At 47.6% G+C, this 9,038-nt stretch carries 7 protein-coding genes; 2 read left to right on the top strand and 5 right to left on the bottom strand.

Going from position 1 to position 9,038, the window contains the following annotated elements; all coding sequences use genetic code 11:
* Window positions 1–160: 160 nt before the first annotated feature.
* From E1919_RS26430 to mnmA, 5 genes are all read right to left on the bottom strand, one after another.
* Complete coding sequence (locus E1919_RS26430; RefSeq protein WP_162056406.1) at window positions 161–2,596, bottom strand: TonB-dependent receptor; 2,436 nt, start codon at window positions 2,594–2,596, stop codon at window positions 161–163.
* Between the two features lie 10 nt (window positions 2,597–2,606).
* Window positions 2,607–3,263: a ribulose-phosphate 3-epimerase gene (gene rpe / locus E1919_RS26435; RefSeq protein ID WP_162056407.1), complete on the bottom strand. Its 657-nt coding sequence runs from the start codon at window positions 3,261–3,263 to the stop codon at window positions 2,607–2,609.
* 65 nt (window positions 3,264–3,328) lie between these two features.
* The gene (locus E1919_RS26440) at window positions 3,329–5,002 is read right to left on the bottom strand and encodes a S8 family serine peptidase (protein WP_162056408.1); all 1,674 of its coding nucleotides are present in this window, start codon (window positions 5,000–5,002) and stop codon (window positions 3,329–3,331) included.
* Between the two features lie 2 nt (window positions 5,003–5,004).
* The gene (locus tag E1919_RS26445; protein WP_237144877.1) at window positions 5,005–5,736 is read right to left on the bottom strand and encodes a hypothetical protein; all 732 of its coding nucleotides are present in this window, start codon (window positions 5,734–5,736) and stop codon (window positions 5,005–5,007) included.
* 20 nt (window positions 5,737–5,756) lie between these two features.
* Complete coding sequence (gene mnmA / locus E1919_RS26450; protein WP_162056410.1) at window positions 5,757–6,887, bottom strand: tRNA 2-thiouridine(34) synthase MnmA; 1,131 nt, start codon at window positions 6,885–6,887, stop codon at window positions 5,757–5,759.
* A 241-nt stretch (window positions 6,888–7,128) separates the two neighbouring features.
* On the opposite strand from mnmA, the gene trpF reads away from it, so the two are divergent.
* Together trpF and E1919_RS26460 are read left to right on the top strand one after the other, a co-directional pair.
* Window positions 7,129–7,752, top strand: coding sequence for a phosphoribosylanthranilate isomerase (trpF, locus tag E1919_RS26455; protein ID WP_162056411.1), 624 nt, complete (start codon window positions 7,129–7,131; stop codon window positions 7,750–7,752).
* 145 nt (window positions 7,753–7,897) lie between these two features.
* Window positions 7,898–8,824, top strand: a complete 927-nt coding sequence (locus E1919_RS26460; protein ID WP_162056412.1) for an alpha/beta hydrolase — start codon at window positions 7,898–7,900, stop codon at window positions 8,822–8,824.
* The last annotated feature ends 214 nt before the right edge of the window (window positions 8,825–9,038 follow it).

The following is a 9,038-nucleotide window of genomic DNA, read 5'->3' on the forward strand; positions in this document are numbered from 1 at the left end:
GACCAATGACAAACAGCTGCCTTACTCTTTTCCCCTTCTTCTTTTGCTTTTAAAGCTACAGACTCAGCCCTTCTTTGTAAAGACTATTTTAGGACTCTTGCACATCCATTCAAAGATAGGATGACAATGATGAAAAATGACATACTTTTAATAATGCTTTTCAGAACTTCGCAACAAACCGAAGGTTAAGTCGGCGGCCGGTCAGGAAGTTTGGGATGGCATAGGTCAGGCCGTTAACGTCGCTCACATAGGTATAGGACACACGGTTTTTTGCATCAATCAGGTTAAGCACTTCCAGGCCAATCCACAGGCTCTCCAGCGACACTGCCTTTCGCTCCACCAGCTCACTCTTCAGTACTATCAGTTTAGAGAAACCAATGTCTACACGCTTGTAGGCTTTCCCGTCAAAGGCATTCCGGTACTCCGGCCGACGGGGCGGGCCGAAAGGTAAACCACTGCCATACACTAAATTCAGGTACATCCGGATAGTCGGGTTGTCTGGCAAGTGATCCTGAAAGAAAACGCCAACATTCACCAACTGGTCAGTTGGCCTGCGAATATAGCCTTGCTCCTGCCTCTCAGTCACTTCTCCCTGTGCATTATAGAAGGAAAGGGAGTCGCCGAATACATTTTCTTTTGTCGTCATCAACCCCAGGCTCAGCCATGATTCTGCCCCGGGAATAAACTCCCCGTTTACACGCACATCAAAACCAGCAGCATAGGCCTTGGCATTGTTGCGGGCATAGTAGCGCAGGCGCACGTTGTCGATGTCGTAAGGAATGACATTGGTCATCCACTTATAATATGCCTCTGCCGTCAGTTTAAAATCCCGGCCCCAGGATTGGAAGAGGTAGTCGCTGCCTATAATGGCATGCACGGCCCTTTGAGCTTTGATGTCTGGATTCAATTCCCCTGCAAAATTTCTTAGCTCTCGGTAAAAAGGCGGCTGGTAATATACGCCTAAAGCCGCTTTAAAAGAAAGCGACGGGTTATAGCGGGTGATGAAAGAATACTGCACACGCGGCGAAATATTCAGCTCCTGGTTATAGTCCCAGTAGGTAGCCCGGAGGCCGTAAGTGATTGTCTTAAGCGAGTCCAGTTCGATGGTGTGCTGCACATAGCCGCTGTAGCGGATGGTGTTCAGGTCTAGCCCCGAACGCAGAAAATAGTTCTGACTGACATAATCGGCGGAATCTGTGAAGCCATACTCTGCAAGTTTATCGGTGATATTTTCTGAGCTTATTTTAGCACCAAACTGCAGGTTACTGCGTTGGCTCATACGCCAGCTGTTTCGTATCTCGGCTGTACCGATACGGGCTAGTAAGGTATTGCGGGCATTATCGTATTGCGTGCCAAAGCCCAGCTCCTGCTGGCACTCTCCTATGTTATTGCCGGTGGAGCTCACATCACATAGGCGGTAGTAGGCCTCTACATCCCGGAACTCACGCTCCCAGGAGTGCACTGCCGAAATAATCACCTCTGAAACATAATCATCTGAAAACCGGTGGCTCAGGTTCAGGCCCGCCTGATAGGTGGTATAATCCATCAGCTCCTGCCCCTCAAAGCCTACGGAAAGACGCAGCGGTGCCTGCCGCGTTCCAAAAGTGGTTACCTGCGACTCCGGCTCTACAGTAAAATCATTTTTTGCATAGCTTCCTAAAATGCCAAGGGTCGTGCGGCCAGGGTGCAGGGTGTCTTTTGAAAGATCGATACTCACGTAGGCCTGCGCATCGGTAAAAACAGGATTATACTTACCATCCACCTGCAAACCCTGCAACAGGTACTGCCCGTTTTTATGCCGCGCGCCCACCAGGTATGATACCTTTTTGTTTTTGGAGGCTGACTCCAGGTGCACGGTGCCTCCTGTTAAACCACCACTAACTGAACCAGCAAACTTCTTTGGCTGCTTATACTGAATGTTGAGTACAGAGGATAGTTTATCCCCGTACTTTGGCTGCCAACCGCCGGATGAGAAGCTGATGTTGTCTACCAGATCTGGGTTCACGAAGCTCAGTCCCTCCTGCTGCGCGGCCGTTATCAGGAAGGGCCTGTAAATTTCGATGTTGTTTACATATACGAGGTTCTCATCGTAGTTTCCCCCGCGCACAGAGTAAGTGCTGGAAAGTTCGTTGTTGCTGGTTACGCCAGGCAGTGTAACAAGTACTTTATTGAAATCACCATAGGCTGAGGGCAAATTTTTGATGTCACGCGGGTCCAATTTAGTCATGCTCACCTGCTCGCGCGTGTCCTGGTCTTTTTTTCCACGTACATCCAGTGTGCCTAAAGCATGGCTGTTTGGTTGTAGCACCAGGCTTAGCATCAGCGTCTCATTTAACTGCAGCAGCACTGTTTGCTCCAGTTCCTTATACCCTATATACTTTACCAGCAGCACGAGTTCTTTTCCGGCAGGCACCCGCAGCTCAAACAGGCCACTTGTATTTGTCTGGGTTGCCAGAGAAGTACCTTTCACTGCTACTGTCGCCAATTCCAGGGCCTGATGCTCTGTGTTGAGGACCTTGCCTGTGATGCGTGCCTGTTGCGCTGAAACTGCTAAGGGTAATAGCAGCAGGATCCACACCGGCAGGTACTTAAACATCAATGTATAACTAATTAGAGGATGATTTAAGATCAGCGATTGTTTGCAGCGGATCAGCGGAGGAGAACACAAAACTTCCTGCTACCAGTACGTCAGCTCCTTTCTCTAACAAAAGTGGCGCGTTGTCCTGGTTCACACCGCCATCAATTTCAATCAGAGCCTTTGAATTCCGTGAGATGATTAGGTTCTTAAGTGACTCAATCTTGCGGTAGGTGTTCTCGATGAACTTCTGCCCACCAAAGCCGGGGTTCACCGACATCAGCAACACCATGTCAGCATCAACGATGACATCCTCCAGCAAATGTACGGAGGTATGCGGATTGAGTGCAATTCCTGCCTTTGCCCCGGTAGCCTTTATCTGCTGCAGCGTTCGGTGCAGGTGTGTTGTGGATTCGAAATGCACAGTAATGGTGTCGGCACCGGCAGCTCTGAATTGTTCGATGTATTGCTCCGGCTCCACAATCATCAGGTGTACATCCATTGGCTTCTGTGCATAGCGCCTGATGGCCTCCATCACCGGAAAGCCAAAAGAGATGTTGGGGACAAAACGGCCGTCCATAATATCGATGTGCAGCCAATCGGCCTGGCTCTTATTGAGCATCTCCACCTCAGATTGCAGATTGGCAAAGTCTGAGGCAAGTACAGAAGGGGCAATGAGTGGTTTCATACCTGCAAAGGTAAATTTATCTTTCTAATTGGGAGGAATAAAGAAGTTCTATAACCGGAATATACTTATAATTTCACAAACCTAAGCGTAATAAAACGGCTGCCGGAGCGAAGGCGGCACAGGTATAAACCTGCCTTTAGCTGCTGTGGCTGCAGGTTCAGTGCCTGTTCTTCCCGGGCAGAAGCAAGAGATTGCCTGTATACCTGCTTGCCAGTTGCATCCAGTATCTGCACTTCCACATTTTGACTCCACCAATCCTGGCTCAAGGCCAAAATGATGGCCTCGTCCTTTACAGGGTTGGAAATATACGCTTTGCCTTGTAAGGGCAACTGCGGAAGGGCTGTCAGCACACTTGCATAGTTGGGTATACCGTAACCGATGCTGTCGCCGGGTGAAGCAGCCCTACTGCCAATCTGCCGCAACAGCTGAATCATCTGCATGTTAGTTTTGCTATAGTTCGCCTGCCAGAGACTGGCCACAAATCCAGCCATGATGGGCGCTGCAAAAGAGGTTCCGTTGGCCTGCACCACAGTTCCACCCCTTGTAAGCACATAGGCTTTCTGTCCCAGCGCCACCACATCAGGCTTCACCTGGCCATCTGCTGCAGGCCCGAAAGAACTGAAAACCGCCTTTAAACCCAGCGAATCAACGGCTCCGACAGCCAGAACGGAATCTGCATCGGCAGGGGCTGAAATATAACGCCAAGCTCTGCTCCCATCGTTACCTGCACTTACCACTACCAGTATACCGGTTGCAGCAGCGAAGTCTGCTGCCTTTGTTACCAGGGTCATGTTACCGTCAAGGTCTTCGTATGTATAACTCGTGGAAGGACTGTCGAAGGTGGTATAGCCTAAAGATGAATTGATGATATCAGCTCCGGCGCTGTCAGCATACTCCGCAGCCAGCAGCCAGTTTATTTCTTCTATGTTATGTTCAGAGGCGGCATCCTCAGTGCGCAAAAGCAGGTAATTAGCCGCGTAGGCCGTTCCGATCATTTTGCCGGGTGCATAAGCTGCCATGGTAGACAGTACGGCAGTGCCATGCGCATCAGCGCCAAATACATTTTGCTGCTTCTGCGCAAAGTCAAAAGTACCTTTCAGCTGGTCGTTCTGAAAAAGGTGCGAAAAAGCTTTAATGGTGTTCACATCAGGAAAACCAGCATCAAAAACGGCAATCGTCATGTCCTCTCCGGCATAACCGGCAGCATGCAATTCATCTGCACCTAACATATCAGCCTGATGATAGGCCAGGCCATAATCACTGCTATCTAGAGAAACATTGTATGTTGAAGTGAAGGGCAACATCTCAGCCTCTTGCTTTATATGCTGTTGCGTGTTACCAGTTGTTACAGCCATACGGTTCAGTGTTTGGGAACTTTTGACGTAGGCTAAGGCTTCTATCTCCTGTAATTTCTCGTCTGAGCATTGCACCACCGCTGCATTAAACCAGCGTGAGGTATACCACACGTGCACATCCAGCGCCTTCAACCCATCTACATAAGCAGGATTTACCGGAAGGTCCCGGGGTGTTATCGGAATATGCTGCCGCTGCCGGCGCTCAATTGCCTTTGGAGACAGGAACTGTAGCGGATTGGAGAGGGAATACGGGGTGTTGTTTTTGTCTGTAAAGTAGATTAAACGCTTCTGCTCCGCTGCCTCAGTAGTGCCGCCTGTATCCTGCGCTGAAACAGCTGGGATGAAAAGGAGGAACAAACTGAAGAAGAGGAGGAGTTGGCGCATATTTATTCGTTTCCATAGGAAATTAGCTCTTCATGGCGCTCGTGTCCCTGCAACTTATAATTTATACCGTTATCACATTGGTCTTCATTGCATGGTGTGTAGACTACACGATTAAACAATCTGTACACTAATCCTACACCTTCAGCATAAACTTCTTTCCTGTCATCTATACCAATTCCATCATGATAAGGAGCTCCCTGTATAACTGTGACAGTGTTGCCATAGGTATCACCATTGACCTGAAAGGGTACTCCCTTATTATGATAAATATAAGATTCTTTACCTAAGTAATATTCTGATCTTCTACTTGAATCCGCTTTAACACCTGGCGCTAGCCGATCATTGAAAGCATCACCAAGCCAAGATGCTCCGGACTTTACCGGAAACACAAGTTTCACATATTTGGTGTTGTCCTTCGTAAGCGTTACCATAGTAGGCTGCTTCGCAACAACAAACACTGAGTCTTCCACCCAGAGACTCCCTTCACCCGGACGTACAGAACGCACAATCTTGTAATTAAGCGTGTTGGTTTGGTCGTAGAAGGTTGTATCTACGCGCTCCATTAATTGTACACGAGTTGTATCACTCACATTAAACCTGAACCTGATGTCCGTTACGTTATAGATGCGGTAGTCCCCTACTTCCAGCGGATAGTAACCGTAGCCCATGGCCTGTGGATCAGGATCTTTATACTTGTCGTCGCAGCCGGCTATGAAGCCAGTAAGTACGACCAAAAGCAACAGCGCTTTTCTCATTATTGCAGCACGTCTAGTTTTATATATTCCAAGTTATAATTCGACTCAATCCAGCCACCGCCCACTACATCATCACCTTCGTAGAAAACAGCTGCCTGGCCGGGCGCTATGGCATGCACCCCAGTCAGAAAGTGCACTTTCATTTTGTCGCCTTCCTGCTCAATAATGGCTTCTGTACCAGCGTCGTTGTATCGCACTTTGGTCACCGTCGGGATAGGCTGGTCGATTAAGTTTTCGTATTTAGACATGCTGAGCTTACCAACGGTCATCGCATTCTTTGCCAGTTCTTCATAGTTACCTAGTACCACCTGGTTCTTGTCTTTATCGATTCTGGTGACATAAGCAGGAAAGCCCAGGGCTATGCCAAGTCCTTTGCGCTGCCCGATGGTGTAAAACGGATAGCCTTCATGCGTGCCCACTACGGTACCGTCCTCCAGCACAAACTCACCACCGGCCACTCTTTCCTCCAGGCCTTCAACTCGGCGCTTTAAAAAGCCCCGGTAATCATTATCCGGTATAAAGCAGATTTCATAGGACTCCGGCTTGTTCACCAGTTCGGTGAAGCCGCGGTCCAGAGCCATCTGGCGGATTTCTGTTTTATGCAGTTTGCCCAGCGGGAAAATAGTGCGGCTCAGGCTCTTTTGTGAAATACCCCAGAGCGCGTAAGACTGGTCTTTGTGCTCATCAAGTCCTTTCGAGATAATGTAGCGGCCATTCTCCTCACGCACATTGGCATAGTGCCCGGTAGCAATAAAATCACAACCCAGCTGGTCGGCACGGCGCAGAAGCGCATCCCATTTAATGTGTGTGTTGCACAGCACACAAGGGTTTGGCGTACGACCGGCGATGTACTCCTCCGTGAAATGGTTGATCACAAAATCACCAAACTCCTCGCGGATGTCTATGATATAATGCGGGAAACCTAGTTGAACGGCAATGTTACGGGCATCGTTGATAGAATCGAGGCTGCAGCATCCTGTTTCTTTCTTGCTGGCACCACTCGACGCATAGTCCCAGGTTTTCATTGTCATCCCCACTACCTCGTAGCCCTGCTCATGCAGCATCACGGCAGCCACCGAACTGTCGATGCCGCCGCTCATGGCTACTAATACCCTTCCTTTGTTACTCATCTATATAATAAAGTGTATTTCTTCTTAAAAATTTTAATACAATGCAAATATAGCAACAACAAGAGAGTTATAAAGATTCAGGATAGTAAATAATCAAGGTCCAAAACGGTATCAACAGGAATAAAACTATCCCAATATAGAAAAAAAGCGTAAAAAGTTGGCATGGTTAAGTAAATGGCTTTTACTTTGAATGACAATACAGCCAAGGAAAACTTTATATAAACACAAATAATAATCAAACATGGGCTTACGTACCTCTGTGATAGTGAATGGCATTAATAATTTAAGCGATGCGCGCTACTGCGCCGGCATGGGCGTAGACATCATTGGATTTAATTTAAAACTGGACGATCCGGAGCGCGTGAAGCCCGAAACGCTGAAGGAAATAATCGGTTGGGTATCCGGCGTGCAGATAGCGGGCGAATTTACCCGGGCCAAGCCGGAAATTATCAATGATATGTCAGAAGAGTTTGGGCTAAATTACATACAACTGGACACGCCTTACCTGATAGATGAAATTGAAGAAATATCGCGCCCAGTAATTCAAAAGATATTTATCAACAAGGACACGGTAGAGAGTGAGCTTTTAGAGATGATGGAGCTTTACAGCCCGGTAGTACATGCTTTCATCGTCTATTCTGATGACTTTCAGAAAGTAGATGACACCAATATGAAGTTTCTGAAAAGTATAGCCAAGGAATACAATGTGTACATTGGTTTTGGTATAGACAAAGAAAACATCACGCACACCCTTAATAAGATCAAACCAACTGGTATTGGTCTGCATGGTGGTCATGAGATTAAGCCAGGTCTGAAAGATTTTGATGAGCTGCAGGAAATTTTCGAAGAGATAGAAGAAGCATAGGTGCAGTGGAAAGGCTTCCACTTCCTGTCTTTTCTTTGACATACAGATTCAAAATGTTCGCTTCCAATGTTTTGCGCCATTTCTCTAGTTCAATTTTGAACTTCGGAAACAGGCGTTTATCATGTTTATATAAAGAATAAGTTCTATGAAGAAGCAAAACCTGCTGGCGCTTTTACTCTTACTGTCATTCATGCCGTTCTCCGAAGCTTTTAGCCAAAAAACCCCGCTGGAAATACCGTTGTATGGTGGTAAGATACCGAATGATGTTCCAGGTCCCGATGAAGAAACAGCAAGCAACGAAGGCGGCAGGCTGAGATACAGCAAAATCAGGAAACCAACACTTTCGGTTTATCTTCCTCCGAAAGAAAAAGCAACGGGCACTGCGGTGCTGATTTGCCCGGGTGGAGGGTATTCTATTGTAGCGGCAGGGCACGAAGGGCATGATGTCGCGAAGAAGTTTAATGAGCAGGGAATTGCAGCCTTTGTATTGAAATACCGCTTGCCTGATACCAAAACCTCTTCACGTCCGGATATCGCGCCCCTGCAGGACGCCCAGCAGGCAATGCTGATAATCCGTGAAAGAGCGAAGGAATGGCAGGTTAATCCGGAGAAGGTGGGTATCATGGGGTTTTCTGCCGGCGGCCATCTTGCCTCCACTGCGGGAACACATTTTCAGGAGTCTTATGTACCTAACGCAACTCAGACAAACCTTCGCCCGAACTTTATGCTGCTCCTATACCCTGTCATCAGCAGTGACAAAACTTTCGCGCACCAGGGGTCATTTGATAAGCTCTTAGGGAAAGACGCAACAGCAGACAAACTCATTGAGTTTTCCAATGAGAAAAAAGTAACGGCACAAACGCCCCCAACTTTCCTGGTGCATGCCTCCGACGACAAGGCTGTGCCGGTAAAAAACAGCATCGTCTTCTATGAAGCCCTGCTACAGCACGAGGTCCCGGCTGAGCTTCACATCTATCAGAATGGTGGCCATGGCTTTGGTCTGAATAACGCAACTACTTCAGATGCCTGGTTTGAGCGCGCCTTGAACTGGATGAAGACTAATAAATTTTAAAGCACCTTCCTCCTAAAGGAGTAAGTTTTGTCATTTCGAATACAGGGAGAAATCTATGTAGAATTCCAGCTAGATTTCACACTGCACTCGAAATGAACTGTGTTTAAAAGCAATATTTTGCTTATGATTTTTCCATGTAATACTCTCCTTTGGTAGCGATGGCAAAAGCCTGCTTTATGAGTTTGTTTGCCACAGCTATAAGTGCCAGCCGCTT

The organism is Pontibacter pamirensis, assembly GCF_010015475.1.
Classification (GTDB): domain Bacteria; phylum Bacteroidota; class Bacteroidia; order Cytophagales; family Hymenobacteraceae; genus Pontibacter; species Pontibacter pamirensis.

Coding starts and splice junctions, on each gene's coding strand:
- E1919_RS26430 (WP_162056406.1), bottom strand. CDS start 2,596: ATGTTTAAGTACCTGCCGGTGTGGATCCTGCTGCTATTACCCTTAGCA.
- rpe (WP_162056407.1), bottom strand. CDS start 3,263: ATGAAACCACTCATTGCCCCTTCTGTACTTGCCTCAGACTTTGCCAAT.
- E1919_RS26440 (WP_162056408.1), bottom strand. CDS start 5,002: ATGCGCCAACTCCTCCTCTTCTTCAGTTTGTTCCTCCTTTTCATCCCA.
- mnmA (WP_162056410.1), bottom strand. CDS start 6,887: ATGAGTAACAAAGGAAGGGTATTAGTAGCCATGAGCGGCGGCATCGAC.
- trpF (WP_162056411.1), top strand. CDS start 7,129: ATGGGCTTACGTACCTCTGTGATAGTGAATGGCATTAATAATTTAAGC.
- E1919_RS26460 (WP_162056412.1), top strand. CDS start 7,898: ATGAAGAAGCAAAACCTGCTGGCGCTTTTACTCTTACTGTCATTCATG.